This is a genomic window from Rhodococcus sp. NPDC003382 (genome assembly GCF_053589135.1).
The window spans coordinates 46,395-69,898 of the sequence record NZ_JBSFRH010000010.1 but is presented as its reverse complement, the minus strand read 5'-3'; the positions used below and the strand labels follow the sequence as shown (position 1 = coordinate 69,898).

The following is a 23,504-nucleotide window of genomic DNA, read 5'->3' as shown; positions in this document are numbered from 1 at the left end:
GTCAGGGCCTTCTCTTGCCGCGCTTCCCCGTCGGCCGCGCGCCGGGTCTCGGCGCACGCTGCGCCGGCGCGGTCGGCTGCCGGTGCACCGCGTGCGCGCCGGAGCGATCCGGAACCGATACCGGCTCGGCGTCGACCACAGCGGCCGCGGTCGCGGCCCGGCCGGCGGCGGCCTCCCGCTTGGCGAGCACCTTCCTGGTGTGCGCAGCGATCGGGCCGCGCCACTCCTTCAGCGTCACCAGCAGCGGCGTCGCGAAGAAGATCGACGAGTAGGCACCGACGACGATGCCGACCAGCTGCACGAGCGCCAGGTCCTTGAGCGTGCCGACGCCGAGGAGCCACACCGCGATCACCATCAGCGCGATCACCGGCAGCACCGAGATGATCGTGGTGTTGATCGACCGCATCAGCGTCTGGTTGACGGCCAGGTTCGCCTGTTCGGCATAGGTGCGCCGATGCAGGTGCAGGATGCCGCGGGTGTTCTCCTCGACCTTGTCGAACACGACGACCGAGTCGTACAGCGAGAAACCGAGGATGGTGAGCAGACCGATGACGGTCGCGGGCGAGACCTCGAAGCCGACCAGCGAATAGATGCCCGCGGTGACGATCATGTCGAAGAACAACGCCGCGATCGCCGCGATCGCCATGTCCCGCTCGTAGCGCACGGCGATGTAGACGCTGACGATCACGAGGAACACCACGAGCGCGATCAGCGCCTTCTTGGTGATCTGCCCGCCCCACGTCTCGCTCACGTCGGCGACGCTGATGGTGTTGCGGGAGGGGACGCCGTTGCTGTCGGTCGGCTGGAACTCCTCGAACAACGCCGACTGCAGGGCGTTGACCTGCACGAGATCGAGCGCCTCGGAGCGGATCTGGATGGTCGCGCCGGCACCCGAACCGACGGTCTGCACCGCCACCGGCTCCGTGCCGAGCGTGTCGCTGTAGACCGTCTCGACCTGTTCGGTGGTCACGCCCTCGACCGCGGGCATCTGGATTCGCGTGCCGCCCTCGAAGTCGATACCCCAGGAGAAGCCTCGGATGAGCATGCTCAGCAGCGCGACGAGCACGATCGCGCCGGTGAGCACGTAGTAGAACTTGCGGCGTCCGACGATGTCGAAACCGCCGGTGCCGGTGTAGAGGCGGGACAGTCCACTGTGGTGCGGTGCCGTCGTCGTGTCGGTCATCGTCACGCCTCCTTCGCCGAGGCCGCTGCGAGCTGACGCTCACGCGCCACCTGCTGGATGGCGCCGAGTCCGTTGACACTCGGCTTGGACCAGAACTTCGAGGTCGATGCCAGATGCACCAGGGGCCAGGTCACCAGGAACACGACGACCACGTCGAGGATGGTGGTCAGGCCGAGAGTGAAGGCGAACCCGCGCACCTGCCCGACGGCGAGGAAGTACAGCACCGCCGCGGCGATGAAGCTGACCGCGTTTCCGGACAGGATCGTCCGGCGGGCACGCGCCCAACCGCGCGGTACCGCGGATCGGAAGCTGCGGCCCTCGCGGATCTCGTCCTTGATGCGTTCGAAGAACACCACGAACGAGTCGGCCGTCATGCCGATACCGATGATGAGGCCGGCGATACCGGCCAGGTCGAGCGTGTAGCCGATGTAGCGGCCGAGCAGCACCATGATCGCGTACACGGCCAGGCCGGAGAGCACCAGCGACAGCGCGGTGAGCAGTCCGAGCATGCGGTAGTACGCGAGGCAGTACAGCAGCACCAGCACGAGACCGACCGCACCGGCGATCAGGCCGGCCTGCAACGACGCGAATCCGAGCGTCGCGGAGACGGTTTCGGCTTCGGAGGCCACGAACGAGAGCGGCAGCGAACCGTACTTGAGGGTGTTCGCCAGTTCGGTGGCCTGGGTGTTGGTGAAGTTGCCGGTGATCGACGTGGCGCTGCCGGCGGGCGTCGCGCCCTGGATGACGGGGGCGCTGACGACCTTCGAGTCGAGCGTGAACGCGGCCTGCTGGCCGATGTTCGCGGCGGTGAACTGCGCCCACGTGTTGCTGCCCTCGCTGTCGAAGGTCAGGCTGACCTCGTAGCGGGACTGCTGGCTGTTGAAACCGGCCGTGGCGTCGGTGATCTGCTGACCGTCGATGATGCTGGGTCCGAGCAGGTAGACGGAGGTGCCGTCGGTCGAGCACGCGACGAGCGGCAGGGCCGGATCGTCGTTGCCGGCGAGCGGATCGGCGACCGAGCAGTCCAGGGACATCGCGGCCTGCTGCTGGGTCGCGGGATCCTCGCTCTGCCGCAGCGCCTTCGCGGCGGCGATGTCCGCGGCGGCCTGCGCCTGCGGGTCGAGCTCACCGCCGGCCGGTGCCTCCGGAGCGGGTGCGGGAGTGGCGGTGGGCTCCGGTGCGACCGGCGTGTCGGTCGGCTCCTGGGCCGGGAACGGCCGGCCCTGCGGCTCGGGGTTCTCCGGTGCCGGATTCTCGGGCGCCTGATTCTCCGGTGCGGGCTCGACCGGGGCCGGCTCCGCCGGGGACTGGGTCGGGTTCTGGGTCTCCGGGGTCTGCGCCTCGGGGTTCTCCCCCCTGGTGTTCGCGCTGGCGATCGGGCCACCGAGGACCGGCCGGATGTAGAGCCGCGCGGTCTGGCCGAGGGTCTTGGCCTGCGCGCTGTCGTCGCCGGGCACCGTGATGACCAGGTTGTCGCCGTCGACGACGACCTCGGACCCGGACACGCCGAGGCCGTTGACGCGGGTCTCGATGATCTGCTGCGCCTGCCGGAGACTGTCCTGACTCGGGCTGCTGCCGTCCGGTGTGCGGGCGGTGAGCGTGACGCGGGTGCCGCCCTGGAGGTCGATACCGAGTTTCGGTGTCGGCGACTTGTCCCCGGTGAAGAAGACCAGTGCATACAGCGCCACCAGGATCGCCCCGAACAGGGCGAGGGAACGCGCTGGATGCACCGATCCGTTGGAAGGTGCCACGGTCAGTCAGTCTCCTCGTAACGAGTGAGTGGTTCGGTGGTGGCGGTCGCAGCGACCGCTGCGCGACGCCACCCGAGACCACTCCGGTGCCGCCGCCGCGATGAAGATCAGTATTCGGTGGGACGACCCGCCGGCGGATCGGTGTCGTCGTCCTTGCCGAACGAGACCGTACCGGTATCGGTGTTACCGGTGGTACCGGTGGTGTCCTCGAGCTTCTCCCGGACCACCATGCGTGCCCACGTGGTCACGACGCCGGGCGCGATCTCGAGATCGACGGTGGTGTCGGACAGCGCCACGACCGTCGCGTGCAGGCCCGCCGTCGTCGCCACCCGGTCACCGATGCGCAGCGAATCCTGCAGCTCCGTGACCTTGTGCATTTCCTTCTTCTGACGCCGGATTCCGAGGAACGTGGGCACCAGCAGTGCAAGGATCAAGAGCGGGAAGAGCAGTTCCATCGTTGAAGTCAGTCCTCGGTATCGATTGACGAGCGGCCTCCGCGTGCCGACGCAATAGACCAGTGTGCCATCACCCGCCGAGCGGATGGTGGGCCCGTCACCCGGGCCACGCGGTCAGTCCCCGTCGAAGAGGTCGAGTTGCGGTTCGCGCGCACGAACCTCGATGCCGCCGGTTGCGGCCTCGGGCGGAGGTGTCAGACCGAGCTGCAGCCATGCGGCCTGCGTCGCGACCCGCCCGCGCGGCGTGCGGGCGATCATCCCCGCGCGCACCAGGAACGGTTCGCACACTTCCTCGACCGTGGCCGGTTCCTCACCGACCGCGACCGCGAGGGTGGACACCCCGACCGGTCCCCCGCCGAAGCTGCGCACCAGGGCTCCGAGCACGGCGCGGTCCAGCCGGTCCAGGCCGATCGGATCGACGTCGTAGACCGCCAGCGCCGCCTGGGCGATCTCGCGGGTGACGACCCCGTCGGAACGCACGTCGGCGTAGTCCCGGACGCGCCGCAGCAACCGGTTCGCGATACGGGGAGTGCCGCGGGACCGGCCGGCGATCTCGGCACCGGCATCCTCGCGCAGGTCGATGCCCAGCAGCCGGGCCGAACGATGCAGGATCTGCTGCAGTTCGGCGGGTTCGTAGAAGTCCATGTGCGCGGTGAACCCGAAGCGGTCGCGCAGGGGGCCGGTCAGCGAGCCGGAACGGGTGGTCGCGCCGACCAGCGTGAAGGGGGCGACCTCGAGCGGGATCGACGTGGCCCCGGGCCCCTTGCCGACGACGACGTCGACCCGGAAGTCCTCCATCGCGAGGTACAGCATCTCCTCGGCGGGCCGGGCGATGCGGTGGATCTCGTCGATGAACAGCACGTCGCCCTCCGCGAGGTTGGAGAGCATCGCGGCGAGGTCGCCCGCGCGTTCGAGCGCCGGGCCGGACGTGAGCCGCAGCGACGTGCCGAGCTCGGCGGCGATGATCATCGCCATCGAGGTCTTGCCGAGGCCGGGCGGTCCCGACAGCAGGATGTGGTCGGGGGTTCCGCCCCGAAGCTTGGCCGCCCGCAGCACGAGCTGCAGCTGTTCCCGCACCCGCGGCTGGCCGATGAAGTCGTCGAGGCTCTTCGGCCGCAGGCTCGTCTCGATGTCGCTGTCGGACGGCAGGTGCCGCGCGGTCACCGGCGACGGTTCGTCCCGGTCGGTGGAGTGGGCGCGGTCGAATTCGCGGTATTCGTCGGTCATCGCGACCTACCGAGCAGCTTGAGCGCGGCACGCAGCGCCGTGGACACCTCCGCACCCGGATCCTCCGCGAGCACGGTGTCGGTGGCCGGTTCGGCCTGCTTCGCGGTGAATCCGAGCCCCACCAGCGCCTCGACGATCTGATCGCGGATCGGCGACGCCGAGACCGCCGTCGTCGTCTCGCCGGCACCCGCGAACGCCGCGACCTTGTCGCGCAGTTCCACGATCATGCGTTCGGCGCCGCGTTTGCCGATGCCCGGGACACGGGTGAGGGCGGTCGTGTTGCCCTCGGCGAGCGCGGCGCGCAACGCGTCGGGTTCCAGCACCGCGAGGGTGGCCATCGCCAGCCGCGGGCCGACCCCGGACACGGTCTGCAGCAGCCCGAACAGCTCGCGGGCCTCGGTGTTCGCGAACCCGTAGAGCGTCATCGAATCCTCGCGCACGATCATCGCGGTGACCAGCCGGGTCTCGTCGCCCCGGCGCAGCGTGCCGAGGGTCGCCGGTGTCGCGTTGATCCGGTAGCCGATGCCGCCGGCCTCGATGACGACATGGTCGAGGGCGATGTCCAGTACCTCGCCGCGCACCGACCCGATCACTGGCCACCTGCCTTCCGCGCGGCCGCCTGCTCACGCAGCCGCTCTTCGTATCGTCGTTTCTGAGCGGCCGCCATGGCCTCGGCCGCCGCGAGGCGCGCGAGCATCGGTGCGCGCCAGCAGTGCGCGACCGCCAGCGCCAGCGCGTCCGCGGCATCGGCCGGTTTGGGTGCCGAGTCGAGCTCGAGGATGCGGGTGATCATGGCGGTCACCTGCTTCTTGTCGGCGCTGCCGTTGCCCGTCACGGCGGCCTTGACCTCGCTCGGGGTGTGGAACATGACGGGGATCGACCGGCGGGCCGCGGCGAGGGCCACGACACCACCCGCCTGCGCGGTTCCCATCGCGGTGCGCACGTTGTGCTGCGAGAACACCCGTTCCACGGCGACCACGTCGGGCCGGTAGCGGTCCATCCACTCCTCGGCGGATTCGGAGATCCGCAGCAGACGCTGCGCGAGATCGAGGTCGGTGGGGGTCCGCACGACCCCGACGGCCACCGGATGGACCTCACGGCCGCGTCCGGTGTCGACCACGCCGAGTCCGCAGCGGGTCAGGCCGGGATCGACACCCATGACACGCACCCGACCACCTCTCACCGCCACGAACATCTGTTCGAGAGCATAGTCGTCGGGGCTGCGCGTCGGCAGTGCGACACGCAGCCCCGGCGGGACGAAGACCGTGGCTCAGGCGTCGAGCTCGGCCAGCACCTCGTCCGAGACGTCGACATTGGTGTAGACGTTCTGCACGTCGTCGCAGTCCTCGAGCGCGTCGACCAGCTTGAACACCTTGCGGGCGCCCTCGGCGTCGACGGGCACCTCGACCGACGCCCGGAAGTCCGGGTCGGCCGAGTCGTAGTCGATTCCGGCCTCGACCAGGGCCGTCCGCACCGGAATCAAGTCGGAGGCCTCGGAGACGATCTCGAAGCTGTCGCCCAGGTCGTTGATCTCCTCGGCGCCGGCTTCGAGGACGACCTCGAGGATCTCGTCCTCGGTGCGGCCGTTCTTCTCAAGCACGACGACGCCCTTGCGGGTGAACAGGTACGACACCGAACCCGGGTCGGCCATGTTGCCGCCGTTGCGGGTCATCGCGGTGCGCACCTCGCCGGCCGCGCGGTTGCGGTTGTCGGTCAGGCACTCGATGAGGATGGCGACACCGTTGGGGCCGTAGCCCTCGTAGGTGATGGTCTGCCAGTCGGCACCGCCGGCCTCTTCGCCACCGCCGCGCTTGCGGGCGCGTTCGATGTTGTCGTTGGGGACCGAGCTCTTCTTCGCCTTCTGGATCGCGTCGAACAACGTCGGGTTGCCGGCGGGGTCACTACCACCCGTGCGGGCCGCCACCTCGATGTTCTTGATCAGCTTCGCGAACATCTTGCCGCGCTTGGCGTCGATGACCGCCTTCTTGTGCTTGGTGGTGGCCCATTTGGAGTGGCCGCTCATTCGCTTCGAGCCCCTTCCGGCGAGGTGAAGTCGGCATGCACCGACAGGTCGGAACAGAGATTCTACTCCGGGACTACCGGGCTTTCCGGACCGCGTCCACGAACATGCGGTGCACCCGCAGGTCCCCGGTGACCTCGGGGTGGAAGGACGTCGCCATCACCACTCCCTGCCGCACCGCGACGACCCGCCCCGCCGCCGGCCCCTCGGGCACCGCCGCGAGCACTTCCACACCGGCACCGACCTTTTCGACCCAGGGTGCGCGGATGAACACCGCACGCACCGGACCGTCGTCGATACCGAGCACCTCGAGATCCGTCTCGAACGAGTCGACCTGGCGGCCGAACGCGTTGCGGCGCACCGTGATGTCGAGCGCGTCGAGATGCTCGGCGTCGGGCCGGGTATCGAGGACCTCCGAGGCGAGCAGGATCATGCCCGCACACGAACCGAATGCCGGCAGTCCGTCCCGCAACCGCGCCCGCAACGGCTCGAGCAGATCGAACACCTGCAGCAGGCGGCTCATCGTCGTCGATTCGCCGCCGGGGATCACCACGCCGTCGACGCTGTCGAGTTCGCTCGCGCGGCGCAACGCGATCGTGCGCGCGCCGGCCGCGTCGAGTGCGGCCCGGTGTTCACGGACGTCGCCCTGCAACGCCAGCACGCCGATGGTCGGTGTCGTACCCACGGAAAACTACCTGCCTGTTCGTTGTGCCGCCGGGTCTCCCCGGCGGGATGTGTTCACGATTCGCGCAGGTAGCGGGTCAATCCTTCCTGCACGACCGCGGCGACCATGTTGCCGTTCCGGTCGAAGATCCGGCCCTGCGTCAGCGCGCGCCCGAACCCGGCGGACGGGGACGTCTGGTCGTAGAGCAGCCAGTCGTCGGCGCGGAACGGACGCATGAACCACATCGCGTGGTCGAGCGACGCGCCCTGCGTCTTCTCGTCGGGGTGGGCGACACTGGCCGATCCCAGCAGCGTCATGTCGCTCATGTACGCGAGGGTGCACACGTGGAAGACGGGGTCGTCCGGCAGTGCCTCGCGGGAGCGGAACCACACCTGCTGCTGGGACGCCCAGCGGCTCGAGGTGTCCATCTGCTCCCGCGGAACGAACCGGAACTCCCATTCGGCCCATTCGATCCGCGCCCAGTGGACCGTCGGGTCGTCGACCAGGTCCGGGTCGGGCAGATCCTCGGGCATCGGGACCCGCGGCATGGTGTCCTGATGCTCGATTCCCCGCTCGTCCACGTGGAACGACGCCGACATCGTGAAGATCGCCTTGCCGTCCTGCACCGCGGTCACCCGGCGGGTGCAGAACGACCGGCCGTCGCGGATGCGATCGACGAGATAGACGATCTGCATCGTCGGGTTGCCGGGCCGCAGGAAGTAGCCGTGCAGCGAATGCACTTCGAACGCGGGATCGACGGTCCGCACCGCGGAAACCAGCGCCTGACCCGCGACCTGCCCTCCGAACGTCCGCGGCAGCAACGTCTCCGTCGCGATGCCCCGGAAGATGTCCTTCTCGATCTGTTCGAGCGCCAGGATCTCTTCGATCTTCGCCATGCCCGCCCCTTCCACTGTGCGGTCCAAGGCTATATCGCCTCCCCTGCCGCACGGTGACGGGAACCGTCACCGTGCGCTCACGGGTGGGCGATCACCAGCCGCGCTCGGCGAGCCGGTGCGGCTGCGGGATCTCGTCGACGTTGATGCCGACCATCGCCTCGCCGAGACCGCGGGAAACCTTCGCGAGCACGTCCGGGTCGTCGAAGAAGGTGGTGGCCTTGACGATCGCGGCTGCGCGCTGGGCCGGGTTGCCGGACTTGAAGATGCCCGAGCCGACGAAGACACCCTCGGCGCCGAGCTGCATCATCATCGCGGCATCGGCGGGAGTCGCGATACCACCGGCGGTGAACAGCGTGACGGGCAGCTTGCCTGCCTTGGCAACCTCGACGACCAGGTCGTACGGGGCCTGCAGTTCCTTCGCCGCGACGTACAGTTCGTCCTCCGGCAGCGACGTGAGCCGGCGGATCTCCTGCCGGATCCTGCGCATGTGGGTGGTGGCGTTCGAGACGTCGCCGGTACCGGCCTCGCCCTTCGAACGGATCATCGCCGCACCTTCGTTGATGCGGCGCAGCGCCTCCCCGAGGTTCGTGGCGCCACACACGAACGGCACCGTGAAGGCGAACTTGTCGATGTGGTTCTCGTAGTCGGCCGGCGTCAGCACCTCCGACTCGTCGATGTAGTCCACACCGAGGGACTGCAGGATCTGTGCCTCGACGAAGTGACCGATGCGGGCCTTGGCCATCACCGGGATCGACACGGCCGAGATGATGCCGTCGATCATGTCCGGGTCGCTCATCCGGGAGACGCCGCCCTGGGCACGAATGTCGGCCGGCACCCGCTCGAGCGCCATGACCGCGACGGCGCCCGCGTCCTCGGCGATCTTCGCCTGCTCGGGAGTGACGACGTCCATGATCACGCCGCCCTTGAGCATCTCGGCCATGCCGCGCTTGACGCGGGCGGTGCCGGTGGCGGGGGCGGATTCGGGGGTGCTCACAACGAACTCCTACACGTGTGGTCTGTCGGTCGGCAGCCGCCGGAAACACCGTGGTCCTGGACGGGTTCCGTGGCCAGAAGGAGCCTATGACCGCACCCGGCGCCCCACCGATAGCCAGTCGCGGAGACCTGGCCTTGTGCTCCCGGTCACCGCGTCCCCGAGGGGACGGTCACCGGATCGCGCGCACCTCGGGTTCGGTGCGCCGCACGGCCACGTCCCGGGCCTCCCCGAGCAGATCCGCCAAGTCCTGCGGGTACACCGGTTCACCGCGCTGCTGCAGTCCGCGGATCTCGTCGGCGGTGAACCAGCGGGGCTCGAGCCCCATCGTCCGCTCGAGGTCGGTGAAACCCGCGTCCCCGGCCACGAACACCGGTGCCTGCAACGCGAAGAACAACTCCTCCGAGCGGATCACCTCACCGTTGAACGGGAACACCGCGACCCGGCGCCACATCGGACCGGCGAGCCGATCCGGTTCGGTCACCAGCCCCGTTTCCTCCTTCAACTCCCGCACCGCCGCCTCACGCAACGACTCCCCCACCTCGACGGCGCCGCCGACGGTGAACCAGAAGTGCACGTCCGGGGTGGTCGGATCGTTTCCGCGCAGCAGCAGCACCCGACCCTCGTCGTCGAAGAGGACGACCCGCGCCGAGGTGCGGGTCTCGTCCGGCATGCGGGAGGTCTGAGCGGAGGCGCCGGAGCGTTCGGCGATCTCGAAGAACGTCGGGAGCGGTGCGGTACCACCGAGATGCAGCCACCGCACCGGGCGGCGGGTGCGCAGCGCGAGGGTGTCACGGACCGCGTCGTTGTGGAAGCGGCGGGCGATCATGACGCGGGCCTCGGCGTCGGCCAGCTCGGCGACCAGCTGGGGTCGCAACCGTTCGCTGTCGATCGTCGTGAGCATGGACGACAGCGCGTTCTCGGCGGTCTCCCGGTGCTCCCGGTCCGCGCGTTCGGCACGATCGGCGAGGGCGGCGAGACGTTTGCCGTCCGCGGCCGGGACCGACGCGGCGATGCTGCGCACCACCACCGCCCGGCGGGCCAGCGCCGCGTCGAGCGCCTGCCACGACAGATCCGACCGCACGTGCAGCCGGTCGAGCCGGTTCGCGGTCGTGTACGCCCACAGTCCCAGGCCGACGACCACTGCCGCGATCACGGAGAGGACGAGGATCGTCACCGCACTGAGTGTCACGAGCGGACCTCCCGTACCCGTCCGGCCCCGACCGTCACCGTCTCGTAGACCCGCAGGATCTGCTCGGCCACCACGGGCCAGTCGTAGGTTCCGACCACCGAGGATCCCTCGGCGACCAGGTCGGCGCGGCGGGCGTCGTCGGCGAGAACCTCGAGGATGCCCTCGGCGAGCGCGTCGGAGTCCCCGACCGGCACCAGCACACCCGCACGACCGTCGCGCAGCACCCGGCGGAACGCGTCGAGTTCGCTGGCGACGACCGCGGTCCCGGCCGCCATCGCCTCCACCAGCACGATCCCGAAGCTCTCGCCGCCGAGATTCGGGGCGCAGTACACATCGGCACTGCGCATCGCCGACGCCTTCTCGGCGTCGCTGACCTGCCCGAGCACCCGCAGGTGCTTGGCGAGACGTCCGGCTTCCTTGCGGAGCTTGTCCTCGTCGCCGCGGCCGACAACGAGCACCTCGAGGTCGGGATACTTCCCGACGAGCGTCGGCAGCGCGCCGAGCAGCACGGCCATGCCCTTGCGGGGTTCGTCGTAGCGGCCCAGGAACAGCACCGTCCGGCCGGTCCGGGGATAGCCGGGCAGCAGCGGGGCGTGCGCGAAGAACGGCACGTCGACGCCGTTGGGAATCTCCACGGCATCCCCGCCGAGCGAGGTCACCTGCCAGCGGCGGGCCAGTTCCGACACCGCGATACGGCCGCTGATCTTCTCCAGATACGGCTGCAGGACACCCTGGAACGTGCTGAGTACCAGCGATTTCGTCGTGGAGGTGTGGAAGGTCGCGACGATCGGGCCCTCGGCGACCTTCAGGGCCAGCATCGACAGGCTCGGCGCGTTCGGTTCGTGGATGTGCAGGACGTCGAAGTCGTTGTCGTTGATCCAGCGCCGCACCCGCGCGTAGGACACCGGGCCGAAGCTCAGCCGCGCCACCGACCCGTTGTACGGGATGGCGACGGCCCGTCCGGCCGAGACCACGAACGGCGGCAGCACCGTGTCCTCGGAGGCCGGCGCGAGCACGCTGACCTTGTGGCCGCGTTCGATCAGCACCTGGGCCAGATCCACGACGTGTGCCTGCACTCCGCCCGGTACGTCGAACGAATACGGGCAGACCATGCCGATCCTCAACTACGCCTCCATCCGGGCGCGCCGCTCGGCCGACAGGTCGTCGAGCCACAGCGGCTGCAGCATGTGCCAGTCTGCTGGGTGTTCGGCGATGTCGGCGGCGAACCGATCCGCGAGGGCCTGGGTGGCCGCCTCGAGCCCGCCGGTCACGTCGACCTCCGGGTGCACCCGGAACCCCCAGCCGTCGTCGGTGAACCAGCAGTGCACCGGCAGCAGCGCGGCACCGGTCTCGACGGCGAGCTTCGCGGGACCGGCGGGCATCCGGGTGGGTTCGCCGAAGAACGTCACCGGCACACCCTTGCGAGCCAGGTCGCGTTCCCCGAGCAGAGCCACGATCCGATTGTCACGCAGGCGTGCGGACAATTCGACGAAGGGCGGGCTCTCGCCACCCGAGAGCGGGAACACCTCGAACCCGAGATGTTCGCGGTAGTCGACGAAACGCTGGTACAGCGACTCCGGGCGCAACCGCTCGGCGACCGTCGAGAACTGCCCGTAGGTTCGGGCACACCACACCCCGGCCATGTCCCAGTTGCCGCTGTGCGGCAGGGCCAGGATCACACCGCGCCCGGCGGTCAGGGCCGCCTCGATGTGCTCGCGGCCCTCGATCGACGAGTCGATGGCCGCGGCGGTCGCGTCGAGGTCCATCGACGGCAACCGGAACGCCTCGCGCCAGTACCGCGCGTAGGAACGCATCGACCGGCGGATCAGGTCGTCCGGCACGTGTTCCGGGGCGACGCCGAGCACGCGGGCGAGATTGCGTCGCAACTGCTGCGGGCCGCCGTTCCGCCGGGCGGCGATGTCGGCGCCGGTGTCGAACAGAACGCGCGCGACCCGGTCCGGGAGCGCGCGCACCAGCCGCCATCCGGCGCCGTATCCGAGATCGGTCAGGCGCTCGGCGGACGTCATGCGGCTTCTCCGTCGGTGCCGGTGGACGGTGCCGGGGTCATCGGCAGCAGTTCCCGGGCGCCGGGCGAACGACGCACGGCGATGACCCGCTGGAACACGGTGATCACCGAGCCGGCCGCGAGCAGCCACATCGCGACGTGGATGGCCCAGTCGATCCCGAGACCGGTGAAGCCGGCGCCGACGAGCACGATGATCAACCGGTCGGGGCGCTCGATCAGGCCGCCGTCGGCGGACAGCCCGCTCGCCTCCGCCCGCGCCTTCGCATACGAGATGACCTGGGACGACACGAGGCAGATCAGCGTGGCGACGAATAGCGGACGGCTCTGTTCGTCGTAGACCGCCCACCAGGCCAGGCCCGCGAAGATCGCGCCGTCCGCGACTCGGTCGCAGGTGGCGTCGAGAACCGCGCCGAACCGGGTGCCACCGCCGCGCGCCCGGGCCATGGCCCCGTCGAGCATGTCGAACATCACGAACAGCCAGATGACCATCGTGCCCCAGAACAGCTGCCCCATCGGAAACAGCGTGAGGGCGGCGGCGATCGTCGCGACCGTGCCGATCAGCGTCACCGCGTCGGGAGTCAGGCCGGTGCGGATCAATGCCCTGCCGAGCGGCGCGGTGACCTTCGACACCGATGCCCGCCCGAAGAAGCTCAGCATCTCGCGACCCCCGTTTCCGGCTCGATTCGTCCCGTTCGGGACACGATCCTGCCACGACCGTCCGCCGTTCGTCCGCTGCGCACGGCGAACCCGTACGGGTCGTGTTCAGGAGTGGACGGTGTCACTCGTCCCATGCGGATGCCAGCAGTGCCCGCGTGTCGCGCAGCAACTGCACCATCACCTTCGAGCCTCCCAGGACCGTGATGAAGTTGGCGTCGCCGCCCCACCGCGGAACCACGTGCAGGTGCAGGTGCTCGGAAAGCGAACCTCCTGCTGCCGCACCGAGATTGAGACCGACATTGAAGCCGTGGGGACGCGACACCCGCTTGATGACCCTCACCGCGCGCTGCGCGAACGCCATCAGTTCGGTGCTCTCCTCGAAGGTCAGGTCCTCGAGGTTCGCCACCCGCCGGTACGGCACCACCATCAGATGGCCCGGGTTGTACGGGTACAGGTTGAGCACCGCGTAGACGAACTCTCCGCGCGCGACGACGAGTCCCTCCTCGTCCGTCATCTTCGGGATGTCGGTGAACGGCTCGTACGGGCCGTCCTCCGCCCGCGGGGACTCGGTGATGTACGACATGCGGTGCGGCGACCACAACCGCTGCAGATGGTCGGCTTCGCCGACACCCCGGTCGACGAGGGCTTCGGTCTCGGCGGGGCCGCAGCCCCGGTCGCCGGTCACGACCCGAGCTCCGCGCCCTCGGGCGCGATGAGCGCGGCGGTGGGGGAGGCGTTCTCGCGGCGCCGGACCCAGTCGGCGACGATGCGCACGGCCTCGGCCACCGGCACGCCGTTGACCTGGGTGCCGTCGCGGAAGCGGAAGCTCACCGCACCGGCCTCGACGTCCCGCTCACCGGCGAGCAGCATGAACGGGACCTTCTGGGTGGTGTGGTTGCGGATCTTCTTCTGCATGCGGTCGTCGCTGAGGTCGACCTCGGCGCGGATGCCTTCGGCCTTCAGCTGCTGCGCGACGTCGAGCAGGTGATCGGCGAAGTTCTCGGCGACCGGGATGCCGACGACCTGCACCGGCGACAGCCAGGCCGGGAACGCGCCCGCGTAGTGCTCGGTGAGCACACCGAAGAACCGCTCGATCGAACCGAACAGCGCGCGGTGGATCATCACCGGGCGGTGCTTGGCGCCGTCCTGGCCGGTGTACTCGAGCTCGAACCGCTCGGGCAGGTTGAAGTCGAGCTGGATCGTCGACATCTGCCAGTTGCGCCCGAGGGCGTCGTTGACCTGGACGGAGATCTTCGGACCGTAGAACGCGGCGCCGCCCGGGTCCGGCACGAGATGCAGACCGGACGCCTCGGCGACCTCACGCAGTGTCTCGGTGGCCGTCTCCCACAGTTCGTCGCTGCCGACGAACTTCTTCGGGTTCTTCGTGGACAGCTCCAGGTAGTAGTCGTCGAGACCGTAGTCCTTGAGCAGGTCCAGGATGAAGTTGAGGACGCTGGTGAGCTCGTCGCGCATCTGCTCCGGGGTGCAGAAGATGTGCGCGTCGTCCTGCGTCATGCCGCGCACGCGGGTCAGTCCGTGGACGACGCCGGACTTCTCGTAGCGGTAGACGGAACCGAACTCGAACATGCGCAACGGCAGTTCGCGGTAGGAACGCCCGCGCGACCGGAAGATCAGGTCGTGCATCGGGCAGTTCATGGGCTTGAGGTAGTAGTCCTGCCCCGGCTTGCGGACGGTCCCGTCCTCGTTCAGTTCCTCGTCGATGTGCATCGCGGGGAACATGCCGTCGCGGTACCAGTCGAGGTGACCGGACACCTCGTAGAGGTGGCCCTTGGTGATGTGCGGCGAGTACACGAACTCGTAACCGGCTTCGACGTGCCGCCGGCGCGAGTAGTTCTCCATCTCCTGACGAATGATGCCGCCCTTGGGATGAAACACGGGCAGGCCGGAACCGAGCTCGTCGGGGAACGAGAACAGGTCGAGTTCGTTGCCGAGCTTGCGGTGGTCCCGACGTTCGGCCTCGGCGAGGAGCTCGAGGTGCTTGTCCAGCGCCTCGGCGGACTCCCACGCGGTGCCGTAGACACGCTGCAGACCGGCGTTGTCCTGGTCACCGCGCCAGTACGCGGCGGAGCTGCGGGTCAGCTTGAACGCGGGGATGAACTTGGTGGTCGGGACGTGCGGTCCGCGGCACAGGTCCTTCCACACGAGCTCGCCGGTGCGCGGGTTGAGGTTGTCGTAGATGGTCAGCTCTTTGCCGCCGACCTCCATGATCTCGGGGTCGTCGATGCCCGACTTGTCGTCGATCAGCTCGAGCTTGAACGGCTCGTTCTTCAGCTCCTCGCGCGCGTCCTCGAGGTTCTCGACGACTCGGCGGGAGAAGCGCTGCGCGTCCTTGACGATCTTCTTCATGCGCTTCTCGAGCTTCGCGAGGTCCTCCGGGGTGAAGGGGCGCTCGACCTGGAAGTCGTAGTAGAAGCCGTCCTTGATGGGCGGGCCGATGCCGAGCTTGGCCTCGGGGAACTCCTGCTGCACGGCCTGGGCCAGCACGTGCGCGGCGGAGTGCCGGATAACGCTGCGTCCGTCCTCGGTGTCGGCGGCGACCGCCTCGACCTCGACGTCCTCCTCGGGCGTCCACGCCAGGTCGCGGAGGGCACCCTCCGGGTCGCGGACGACGACGATCGTCTCGGGTCCCTTGACGGGCAGCCCGGCGTCACGCACGGCGGCACCGGCAGTGGTTCCCGCGGGCACCCGGACGAGCGTGGCTGGTTTCGCGGATGCGGGCGTGGTCACTGTGGTGAACTCCTCCGGCTCGATGCCTGACGATGGACGGTGGCCGGCCGCGCAGAGGCGCGCGTCGGCAACCTCCCCATGCTATCGGCACGCCCCGGTCCCGCCGCTATCGGCACGGCGCGGTCGCGCCGTCGCCGCCCCGTTGTGCCGGATCGAGGACCGATCGCGATCGCGACGGCCGGGTCAGAGCTCGTTCAGTCCGCTCAGGACCCGCCGGAGGAGTTCCGCGCCGGGACCGACCCGGTCGACCGTCCGGTGCACGGTGAGTTCCCCCGAGGCCGCCAGATCGCCGACGAGCACCCGCGCGACACCGAGGGGAATCCCGGCGAGCGCGGCGACCTCCATGATCGAGCGTGGCTGCGAGCAGAGTCCCAGCACGATGCGGTGCTCGTCGAGACTCGGCATCACCCCGGTGTTCTCGGACGTCGCCACCATCGCGGATGTCGAAACCAGCGCTTCGAGCGGAAGATCCACTTCGGCCCGGGTGCGCCCCTGGCTGCGCACGAACGGGCGCACGAACGACGGCGCTTCCTGATCCATGTTCTTGTCCCCCACGAAAGTCTCGGACATCCTGGGCTGCACTGCCCCCACCGCGTCCACAGGATGCCTTCCGGCGGCGGCGTCCGCTACCGGATCCTCGTCGATGTATGACACGTCGTCATCCATCTCCGAGGCAGTTGTGGCGGCGTGTTTCGGAATGTACCTCCGCCGCCGCGCGGCAGTGCCGAATCGGGCGCCCGTCATCCCCACGGCCGGCCATTGATTGTCGGCGACACTCATCTCAGCCCCATCCTCCTTGCGGTGAGATCGATCCTGCCATCAGTCACACCATCTGGTGAGGTTGCGCAGGTCACACCTGCCACGACAGCCCCGCCGTTCCCATCGAACCCCGTCCGGACAACGGCCGTCGAGGGCATGCACGGGACGGGGCGCATACGAAAAGAGCACCCCATCGGGGTGCTCTCGTGATCGGGCGATTGTTGTGGTCCCGGCTGGGATCGAACCAGCGACCTCCCCGGTGTGAACGGGACGCTCTTCCACTGAGCCACGGGACCGCGCCGCTTCGCAGCGGCTCGAACGAGATGGAACACTAACACGACTACCGGATGAAGACGAATCGCCAGTTCAGACGCGATTCCGAAGGGAAGACACGACCCCGATGGGAGCCCCGGGCCCGGCCGACACCCGGAAACGGTCCCGCTCACGTGCGCGCGTGCGTGCTCGTCCCCTTCGCCGGCGACGGGCACCGAGGGCCGGCGCCCGGCACACCGTCCGCGGTCCGTTCCGGCCCGGCTCCTCGGCCCGTCTCGACCCGTTCCGGCCCGCCCACCGCCGACGGACGGTCCACCGATGCGGCGAGGGCACTGGTTCACCGAGTCATATATGCCGGTTCACCTGCGGATTTGTGTGTTTCGTCGATGGTCGGCTAATGTTCTCAACCGCACCACGGAGAGCACAACGCCGAACGGTGCGAATGCGGATGTAGCGCAGCTGGTAGCGCATCACCTTGCCAAGGTGAGGGTCGCGGGTTCGAATCCCGTCATCCGCTCGAGAGGTTGGACTCGACCTTTTACGGTGGAGTGGCCGAGTGGTGAGGCAACGGCCTGCAAAGCCGTGCACACGGGTTCGATTCCCGTCTCCACCTCGCGCGATTAGCTCAGCGGGAGAGCGCTTCCCTGACACGGAAGAGGTCACTGGTTCAATCCCAGTATCGCGCACCACGATCGACCTGCACGTGGGTCGATCGGTTCGAAAATCACGTGCAATGCGGATGTAGCGCAGCTGGTAGCGCATCACCTTGCCAAGGTGAGGGTCGCGGGTTCGAATCCCGTCATCCGCTCCACAACCGGCGTTTCGAGCCGGCGCGATTAGCTCAGCGGGAGAGCGCTTCCCTGACACGGAAGAGGTCACTGGTTCAATCCCAGTATCGCGCACCAGAATACGAGGAAGACCCCCTTCATCCGAAGGGGGTCTTCCTCGTTCTGTGTCCGTGGGTTATAGGCCAAAATGTGTGTACGGCTACCGGTGTGTCGGCTCGGTTCACCGGCGTGATCTGCCCGCCCAACCCTGTTGACGACCGTTTCCGTCCTCCCAGCTGAAGTCGGTGCCCATGGTCGGGCCGATCGGTTCGTCCTCGGTGGTGTCGCGTCGCGTCGTCCGGGACGGCGTGTGGTGCTCGGGCCGGACCAGAGTCCACTGATCGCGGGGCTCGGCGGTCAGACTGTTGAGTTTCCATTCCGCGGCCCGGCGAGCGTGCTCGACCGGCAGCCCACGGTGTGTGCGGAACAGGTCCTTGATCGCCTTGTTCGGGCCACCTTCGAGCGGTGAGGTGGTCCGCTGCAGTGGGTGTTCGTCGTCGGTCAGCTCCGGGTCGATCCAGGTGAACAGGTGGTTGCCGGCGATCAAGCGGCGGAACAGGCCACGGGTCTTGCGCAGGTCCCGGTGGGTGTACCACCACTGCTGGTCGTCCGAGACCCCGCTCGGGCGGGCCACATGTGCTTTCGCGTATGTGCGGTGACGCAGGAAACCGTCCCAGCGGGCCTCCCACGCCGCGTACGCCTGCAACCACAGCACGGCCTGGTCGATGCCCTGGACATTCATCAAAGCTCGCGTGAGAGTGAGGATTTCGCGGGCGGCTTCGAGTCGGGGTTTGAGGGTGTGATGGCGGCGCACGACCTGGAAGATGTGGAAGTAGCAGCGTTGGATGCGGGTGGTGGGCCACTGCTCGGCGATCGCGGCGTGCAGGCCGGTGCCGCCGTCGATGACGGCGACGGTCGGGGCGCGGTGGCGCTCGAGGATCTGCAGCCAGGCGATCTTCTTCTCGCGGTCGCACCATTGCCAGTCGATGACATGGTGGCCGTCGGTGGCGATGAGCAGGCACCAGGATTGGAAGTAGGTGCCGTCGAGGATCACCAGATCGGCCGGTGTCGGGGCCGGGGTCGGTGGTGGGATTTCGATGTTCCAGCACCAGGAGGTGTCGCGGCGGAAGGTGCGGGCGCTGGAGGCCACCTGGGTGGGTGTGTGGCCGTCGAGAAGCCATGCCCGGAATGCGTTCAGTTGTGCTTTGCGGGTGATGTCCGGACGTGACTGGGTCGTCGATGCGCCGCAGGTTTTGCAGCGCCAGCGGGTGCGGCCGGCTGTGGTGGTGCCGTTCTTGACCAACTTGGCTCCGCATACACCACAGAGCGGGGAATTCCGGGTAGCTGACACCGAACATGCTTTCAGAGCATGTTCGGGTCGCTATCATCCGAGGTCAGGGCTCAGAAATCGGGGGTTCTGTACACACATTCTGGCCATTAACCCGTGTCCGTTCGTCGGTCTGCGTCGGGTCGTTCCGTTCCCGGGAGCGGCATTCAGATGCCGAGCGCCGAACGGCCTCGCATGATCGCTCGTGCGAGGCCGTCCCGGCTTCGATGGATCGAGCTTCGGTGGATCAGCGCGTGCCGTACAGACGGTTGATTCCCGCGATCATCGCCCGCAGCGTCGACTCCGCGGCCGTGCCGCCCAGTCCCATCACCCAGCAGCTGCTCTCGTCGTCGGACTCGCACAGCAGGAACGTCGCGTGGGTGTCCCCCATGTCCTGGCGGTGGAACGAACGGATTTCGAGGCGGAAACCGAGCTCGTGGATCATGCCGGTCATCGCGGACACCGGGCCGGTCGCGACGGAGGCGGTGCTGCGCTCCGTCCCGTCGAGCTCGAAGGTCGCCTCGTAGGCGCACAGTCCCCCGGTCAACACGGTGGTGTTCCAGGCGCGAAGTTCCAGCGGCCCGCCCTGCGGGGCGTAGTTCGCCGCGAATTCGGTCCAGGACATGCCGGCGGCTTCGGCGCGGAGCGCGAGCGGCAGGGCACGGCCGTAGCGGGCGGCGAACGGGTCGAGCGAGGTGAGCCGATCGGTCTCGGTGCAGGAGGCGAAGGGACGCGCAGCGGCGATACGACGATCGGGAGCGAAGGAGGTGAAGGCGTTCATCGGAGGAGGTCTTCCACGAGAAGGGAGGACCGACAGGTAGCTCAACGACCCGCAGCGAGGGGTCGGTCCGAATCAGACCCCGCTACGGCGGTGAACTACGAGTACGCGCTTCATGACAGGCCACAGTAAAGGGTGAAAGTCCGAAAGGCAACCTTTGCACCGTCGATACGTGATCGAAACGTGACCGCGGAAAGTGGAACCTGAGGAACCCCTCATGTATCGTCAGTGGTGCCATCCCCCCCGATGGTAGATGAACCCCAGCCATGACCCCCCATCCAAGGCTGGGGTTCAGCCATTTCCGGGGGCAGGCTCGATGCCCCGCCCACCTGCGCGTGGGCCGGGTGGTCTACTGGAACCTATGTCCACGCCTTCAGTCGAAGAGTCCGCCGTCTCCGTCGCACAGGCCGGGATCTGGGACACCGAAACGCTCGCCGACGTCGCCGCCACCACGTTTCCGCTCGCGTGCCCTCCCGGATCGAACCGGGACGACATCGACGAGTTCATCGCCCAGACCCTCTCGGCGGAACGGTTCGGCGAGTACCTGACCGATCCGACCCGGATCGTGCTGAAGGCGAGCATCGGCGGCGAGATCGTCGGTTACCTGATGGCGATCGACGCACCGCCGGCCGACCCCGACATCGCGGCGATGATCACGGCGACCCCGGCCGTGGAGATCAGCAAGCTGTACGTGCTGCCGGGCCGTCACGGCACCGGCGTGTCGGCGGCGCTCATGGCCGCGATCGTGGAGCGCGCCGCGGCGGCCGGGCGTGCGGGACTGTGGCTCGGGGTGAACCAGGAGAACGAACGCGCCCAGGCCTTCTACCTCAAGCAGGGCTTCCGGACGGTGGGCACGCGCACGTTCCTGGTGGGTTCGCAGACCCACCAGGACTACGTCATGCAGCGCGAACTGTGAGAGGCGCCTGAAGCATACCCCTCAGCTGGCGGCGACCTCGAAGCGCGACAGCGCCAGCAGACGCGAGGTCGCGCGAAGGTACTTCTTGCGGTAGCCGCCGGCCAGCATCTCCGGCGTGAAGATCTCGTCGAGCTTGGCACCGGCCACGGTCACCGGGATGCTCGCGTCGTACAGCCGGTCGGCGAGCACCACCAGACGCAGTGCGACGGACTGGTCCTCGGCCGGGTGCACCCCGTTGAGGAAGACGGCCGACACGCCCTCGATGAGCTTGCCGTAACGCGACGGATGCAGCGTGCTCAGGTGCGCGCACAGCTCGTCGAAGTCGTCGAGCGTGGAGCCGGGGATCTGCTCGGCGCGTTCGATCAGTTCCTCCGCCGAGATCGGGTCCGGCGCCGGCGGCAGGTCGCGGTGCCGGTAGTCCGGGCCGTCGACGCGCAGCGTCTCGAAGATCGAGGCGAGCTTCTTGATCTCGCGGAGGAAGTCCTGTGCCGCGAACCGGCCCTCACCGAGCTGGCCGGGAAGCGTGTTGGAGGTCGCCACGATCGACACGCCGCGCGCGGACAGCTCGGTCAGCAGACGCGACACCAGCATCGTGTCGCCCGGATCGTCGAGCTCGAACTCGTCGATGCAGAGCACGCTGTGGGTGGAGAGCTCCTCGACCGCCTTGTTGAAGCCGAGCGCGCCGACCACGTGCGTGAGCTCGACGAACGTGCCGAACGCCTTGGGCGAGGGCGCGCTGTGGAAGATCGACGCGAGCAGGTGGGTCTTGCCGACACCGAACCCGCCGTCGAGGTACAGCCCGGCGCCGGTGGACGGCGCCTTGCGACCGAACAGACCGCGCTTGCCGCCGCGGATCTTGCCGATCTTGCCGACGAACGCCTCGGCAGCGCGGACCGCGGCGGCCTGGCTCGGCTGGTTCGGATCGGGGATGTACGACGCGAAGCTCACCTCGTCGAACATCGCGGGCGGCACGAGCTGTGCAACCAGTTGTTCGGCCGGCACCACGGGACTGCGATCGACGAGACGTTCTTGCATTCCTCCAGGGTAGAGGCGTGTGGTGAGGCCATACGTACACCAGCGGCGGATTGCGACCTACTTCACATCGGCGTCACCCGATCTTCACCTCACGTGAGTGCACGCGTCTCACGCCCGCGTACGCTGCGCGCGTGGACCGGTGCACACCCGGATCCCGGCGACCTGGCAGGCTGTCGGCATGCGCAGAACCGGTGTGTTCGCGGTCTCCCTCGTCGCGCTCGCGGCGACGGTCACCGCCTGCGGGACGGGGCCCTCGGCCAGGCCCGACGTCGCGGTGGTTCGGGACGTCGGTGACGGGGCCGTCCCCGCCCCCGAACAGGACGAGGCCACCGAGCCCGGGCTGCCCGTGCCCGAGGAGGACCTGGCGTGGCGCGACTGCACCGCCGACACCGTCGCGGCGCAGAAACTGCCCGCCGGTCCGACCGGGCTGGTCCTCGAATGCTCGGAGATCACCGCACCCATCGACGAGGCCGGGACGGTGCCGGGAACGTTCCCGCTCGGGGTATCGCGGGCACGCCTGCCGCAGACCCCGACCGACGTCGCGCCGCTCGTGCTCACCACGGGAACGGACATGCCGTCCGGCACCGCACTCGCCGCCCTCGCCACCGGACCGATGTCCGGTGTACTCGCCACACGACCGATCGTCGCGGTCGACCGGCGCGGGATCGGACCGTCACAGCCCATCGACTGCATCTATCCCGCCGACCTCCGTGCGCTCGGCGATCTCGGCCAGTTCGGCCGCAGCGGCGACGGACCGAGCCGCGTCGCGGAGCTGAGCCGCGAGATCACCATCACATGCACCGACTACCTGCAACCGCAGGAGCTGATGTTCGGGGCCGCACATGCCGCCGACGACCTGGACCAGCTGCGCCTGGCCTGGAACGTGGAGCGGATCGGACTGCTCGGCATCGGGAACGGCGCCACCGTCGCGCTGGCGTACGCCGCCGAGTACCCGACGCACGTGGGCCGGCTGATCCTCGACTCCCCCGCCGCCGCAACCGCCGACGCCGAGCTTCTCGCGGAGAGCCGGGCGCGCGGCGCCGAAGCCGCGGTCGACGCGTTCGCCCGCCAGTGCGTGGCGCTGAAGTGCTCGCTCGGCACCACGCCGCGGGCGGTCCTCGAGGACCTGCACGCGAAGGCCGCGAACGGGGAACTGGCACCGCTGTCGTCGAACGCGATGCTCACCGCCGTGACCGGGTTCCTCGGCAGCCCCCGCGGCGACCTGCAGGCCCGCGTCCGCGAACTGTCCGATGCGCTGGCCGCCGCGCGCGACGGTGATGTGATGCCGCTGCTCGAACTCGTCGACCCCGCAGAGGCGCAGCTGAGCTCGGCCGGCCAGTTCGTGTCCCGGTGCAGCGACAAGCAGCGGCAGCCCACGCCCACCCGCGCCCTGGAGCTGCAGCGCACGTGGGGAGCGAGCTACCCGCTGTTCGGCGCGGACACCGCGACCGGACTGACGGCCTGTTCCGCATGGCCGAGCATGCCGGCGCCGCCGCTGCCGGATGCGGTGGACGTGCCCGTGCTGGTCCTCGGGTCCGCCGCCGACCCCGTCGTCGGCAACGGCGGGCTCGAATCCGTCACCGGCGCACTGACCGCGGTGGGCGCCCGATGGGCGGTGGTGTCGTGGCAGGGCGCCGGCTATGCGGCGGCCCTGCACTCGACGTGCGCGCAGGCCCGGGTCGCGGCATATCTCGAGACCGGAGAACTACCGCCGAACGGCAGCCTGTGTCCCGCCTGAGCGCAGCGTCGTGCCGGGGCGGGTGGATCACCGATCGGCGG

Annotated in this window: 22 protein-coding genes and 6 tRNA genes; 7 read left to right on the top strand and 21 right to left on the bottom strand. The window is 68.9% G+C overall.

Annotation, left to right across the window (positions count from 1 at the left end):
• Position 1: 1 nt before the first annotated feature.
• From secF to ACWDUD_RS09560, 18 genes are all read right to left on the bottom strand, one after another.
• Complete coding sequence (gene secF / locus ACWDUD_RS09645) at positions 2-1,183, bottom strand: protein translocase subunit SecF (RefSeq protein WP_450109165.1); 1,182 nt, start codon at positions 1,181-1,183, stop codon at positions 2-4.
• A 2-nt stretch (positions 1,184-1,185) separates the two neighbouring features.
• Positions 1,186-2,934: a protein translocase subunit SecD gene (gene secD, locus ACWDUD_RS09640; RefSeq protein ID WP_450109164.1), complete on the bottom strand. Its 1,749-nt coding sequence runs from the start codon at positions 2,932-2,934 to the stop codon at positions 1,186-1,188.
• Between the two features lie 107 nt (positions 2,935-3,041).
• Positions 3,042-3,389 (bottom strand): preprotein translocase subunit YajC, encoded by a 348-nt coding sequence (gene yajC, locus ACWDUD_RS09635; protein WP_450109163.1) that lies wholly within the window; start codon positions 3,387-3,389, stop codon positions 3,042-3,044.
• A 114-nt stretch (positions 3,390-3,503) separates the two neighbouring features.
• Positions 3,504-4,616 (bottom strand): Holliday junction branch migration DNA helicase RuvB, encoded by a 1,113-nt coding sequence (ruvB, locus tag ACWDUD_RS09630; protein WP_197252511.1) that lies wholly within the window; start codon positions 4,614-4,616, stop codon positions 3,504-3,506.
• Positions 4,613-5,209 (bottom strand): Holliday junction branch migration protein RuvA, encoded by a 597-nt coding sequence (gene ruvA / locus ACWDUD_RS09625; protein WP_450109162.1) that lies wholly within the window; start codon positions 5,207-5,209, stop codon positions 4,613-4,615. Before ruvA ends, ruvB begins: the two co-directional genes overlap by 4 nt.
• The gene (ruvC, locus tag ACWDUD_RS09620; RefSeq protein ID WP_248676529.1) at positions 5,206-5,784 is read right to left on the bottom strand and encodes a crossover junction endodeoxyribonuclease RuvC; all 579 of its coding nucleotides are present in this window, start codon (positions 5,782-5,784) and stop codon (positions 5,206-5,208) included. Before ruvC ends, ruvA begins: the two co-directional genes overlap by 4 nt.
• A gap of 102 nt (positions 5,785-5,886) precedes the next feature.
• Positions 5,887-6,639, bottom strand: a complete 753-nt coding sequence (locus ACWDUD_RS09615) for a YebC/PmpR family DNA-binding transcriptional regulator (RefSeq protein WP_197252514.1) — start codon at positions 6,637-6,639, stop codon at positions 5,887-5,889.
• A gap of 73 nt (positions 6,640-6,712) precedes the next feature.
• Positions 6,713-7,321 carry a pyridoxal 5'-phosphate synthase glutaminase subunit PdxT gene (pdxT, locus tag ACWDUD_RS09610; RefSeq protein WP_420752949.1) on the bottom strand — a complete coding sequence of 203 codons (609 nt, stop codon included), beginning with the start codon at positions 7,319-7,321 and terminating at the stop codon, positions 6,713-6,715.
• Between the two features lie 53 nt (positions 7,322-7,374).
• Positions 7,375-8,196 carry an acyl-CoA thioesterase gene (locus tag ACWDUD_RS09605; protein WP_197252516.1) on the bottom strand — a complete coding sequence of 274 codons (822 nt, stop codon included), beginning with the start codon at positions 8,194-8,196 and terminating at the stop codon, positions 7,375-7,377.
• Positions 8,197-8,287: 91 nt separating this feature from the next.
• Entirely contained in the window at positions 8,288-9,190 is a 903-nt protein-coding gene (pdxS, locus tag ACWDUD_RS09600; RefSeq protein ID WP_197252517.1) for a pyridoxal 5'-phosphate synthase lyase subunit PdxS, read from the bottom strand.
• A gap of 169 nt (positions 9,191-9,359) precedes the next feature.
• Positions 9,360-10,379 (bottom strand): NUDIX hydrolase, encoded by a 1,020-nt coding sequence (locus ACWDUD_RS09595; protein WP_450109161.1) that lies wholly within the window; start codon positions 10,377-10,379, stop codon positions 9,360-9,362.
• A complete protein-coding gene (locus ACWDUD_RS09590) occupies positions 10,376-11,503 on the bottom strand; it encodes a glycosyltransferase family 4 protein (protein ID WP_450109160.1) in 1,128 nt (375 codons plus the stop codon). The genes ACWDUD_RS09595 and ACWDUD_RS09590 overlap by 4 nt, the downstream gene beginning before the upstream one ends.
• The gene (locus ACWDUD_RS09585; protein WP_450109159.1) at positions 11,504-12,406 is read right to left on the bottom strand and encodes a phosphatidylinositol mannoside acyltransferase; all 903 of its coding nucleotides are present in this window, start codon (positions 12,404-12,406) and stop codon (positions 11,504-11,506) included.
• Entirely contained in the window at positions 12,403-13,062 is a 660-nt protein-coding gene (gene pgsA / locus ACWDUD_RS09580) for a phosphatidylinositol phosphate synthase (RefSeq protein ID WP_450109158.1), read from the bottom strand. Before pgsA ends, ACWDUD_RS09585 begins: the two co-directional genes overlap by 4 nt.
• Before the next feature lie 121 nt (positions 13,063-13,183).
• The gene (locus ACWDUD_RS09575) at positions 13,184-13,747 is read right to left on the bottom strand and encodes an HIT family protein (protein ID WP_248676667.1); all 564 of its coding nucleotides are present in this window, start codon (positions 13,745-13,747) and stop codon (positions 13,184-13,186) included.
• Positions 13,744-15,810 (bottom strand): threonine--tRNA ligase, encoded by a 2,067-nt coding sequence (thrS, locus tag ACWDUD_RS09570; RefSeq protein WP_197252522.1) that lies wholly within the window; start codon positions 15,808-15,810, stop codon positions 13,744-13,746. Before thrS ends, ACWDUD_RS09575 begins: the two co-directional genes overlap by 4 nt.
• Positions 15,811-15,993: 183 nt before the next feature.
• Positions 15,994-16,464, bottom strand: a complete 471-nt coding sequence (locus ACWDUD_RS09565; RefSeq protein WP_450109157.1) for a DUF742 domain-containing protein — start codon at positions 16,462-16,464, stop codon at positions 15,994-15,996.
• A gap of 329 nt (positions 16,465-16,793) precedes the next feature.
• A tRNA-Val gene (locus tag ACWDUD_RS09560) sits at positions 16,794-16,865 on the bottom strand.
• A 421-nt stretch (positions 16,866-17,286) separates the two neighbouring features.
• On the opposite strand from ACWDUD_RS09560, the gene ACWDUD_RS09555 reads away from it, so the two are divergent.
• From ACWDUD_RS09555 to ACWDUD_RS09535, 5 genes are all read left to right on the top strand, one after another.
• A tRNA-Gly gene (locus ACWDUD_RS09555) sits at positions 17,287-17,359 on the top strand.
• A gap of 25 nt (positions 17,360-17,384) precedes the next feature.
• Positions 17,385-17,455 (top strand) — tRNA-Cys (locus tag ACWDUD_RS09550).
• A gap of 1 nt (position 17,456) precedes the next feature.
• Positions 17,457-17,531 (top strand) — tRNA-Val (locus ACWDUD_RS09545).
• Positions 17,532-17,577: 46 nt separating this feature from the next.
• Positions 17,578-17,653: transfer RNA gene (locus tag ACWDUD_RS09540), tRNA-Gly, on the top strand.
• A gap of 19 nt (positions 17,654-17,672) precedes the next feature.
• Positions 17,673-17,747, top strand: a tRNA-Val gene (locus tag ACWDUD_RS09535).
• 103 nt (positions 17,748-17,850) lie between these two features.
• Here ACWDUD_RS09535 and ACWDUD_RS09530 read toward each other — a convergent pair.
• Positions 17,851-19,020 carry an IS1249 family transposase gene (locus ACWDUD_RS09530; RefSeq protein ID WP_450109156.1) on the bottom strand — a complete coding sequence of 390 codons (1,170 nt, stop codon included), beginning with the start codon at positions 19,018-19,020 and terminating at the stop codon, positions 17,851-17,853.
• A 223-nt stretch (positions 19,021-19,243) separates the two neighbouring features.
• Entirely contained in the window at positions 19,244-19,777 is a 534-nt protein-coding gene (locus ACWDUD_RS09525) for a 2-isopropylmalate synthase (RefSeq protein WP_450109155.1), read from the bottom strand.
• Between the two features lie 358 nt (positions 19,778-20,135).
• On the opposite strand from ACWDUD_RS09525, the gene ACWDUD_RS09520 reads away from it, so the two are divergent.
• Positions 20,136-20,690: a GNAT family N-acetyltransferase gene (locus tag ACWDUD_RS09520; protein WP_450109154.1), complete on the top strand. Its 555-nt coding sequence runs from the start codon at positions 20,136-20,138 to the stop codon at positions 20,688-20,690.
• 21 nt (positions 20,691-20,711) lie between these two features.
• Here the strand turns inward: ACWDUD_RS09520 and zapE are convergent, their stop codons facing one another.
• Entirely contained in the window at positions 20,712-21,725 is a 1,014-nt protein-coding gene (gene zapE / locus ACWDUD_RS09515; RefSeq protein ID WP_248675144.1) for a cell division protein ZapE, read from the bottom strand.
• Between the two features lie 178 nt (positions 21,726-21,903).
• Between zapE and ACWDUD_RS09510 the strand changes: the two genes are divergently transcribed.
• On the top strand, positions 21,904-23,463 hold the full coding sequence (locus ACWDUD_RS09510) for an alpha/beta hydrolase (RefSeq protein ID WP_450109153.1): 1,560 nt from the start codon (positions 21,904-21,906) through the stop codon (positions 23,461-23,463).
• Positions 23,464-23,504 lie beyond the last annotated feature (41 nt).

Bases quoted from the DNA above. Each gene is read 5' to 3' on its own strand.
- secF (WP_450109165.1), bottom strand. From the start codon at position 1,183: ATGACCGACACGACGACGGCACCGCACCACAGTGGACTGTCCCGCCTC.
- yajC (WP_450109163.1), bottom strand. From the start codon at position 3,389: ATGGAACTGCTCTTCCCGCTCTTGATCCTTGCACTGCTGGTGCCCACG.
- ruvB (WP_197252511.1), bottom strand. From the start codon at position 4,616: ATGACCGACGAATACCGCGAATTCGACCGCGCCCACTCCACCGACCGG.
- ACWDUD_RS09615 (WP_197252514.1), bottom strand. From the start codon at position 6,639: ATGAGCGGCCACTCCAAATGGGCCACCACCAAGCACAAGAAGGCGGTC.
- ACWDUD_RS09605 (WP_197252516.1), bottom strand. From the start codon at position 8,196: ATGGCGAAGATCGAAGAGATCCTGGCGCTCGAACAGATCGAGAAGGAC.
- ACWDUD_RS09585 (WP_450109159.1), bottom strand. From the start codon at position 12,406: ATGACGTCCGCCGAGCGCCTGACCGATCTCGGATACGGCGCCGGATGG.
- pgsA (WP_450109158.1), bottom strand. From the start codon at position 13,062: ATGCTGAGCTTCTTCGGGCGGGCATCGGTGTCGAAGGTCACCGCGCCG.
- ACWDUD_RS09525 (WP_450109155.1), bottom strand. From the start codon at position 19,777: ATGAACGCCTTCACCTCCTTCGCTCCCGATCGTCGTATCGCCGCTGCG.
- ACWDUD_RS09520 (WP_450109154.1), top strand. From the start codon at position 20,136: ATGTCCACGCCTTCAGTCGAAGAGTCCGCCGTCTCCGTCGCACAGGCC.
- zapE (WP_248675144.1), bottom strand. From the start codon at position 21,725: ATGCAAGAACGTCTCGTCGATCGCAGTCCCGTGGTGCCGGCCGAACAA.
- ACWDUD_RS09510 (WP_450109153.1), top strand. From the start codon at position 21,904: ATGCGCAGAACCGGTGTGTTCGCGGTCTCCCTCGTCGCGCTCGCGGCG.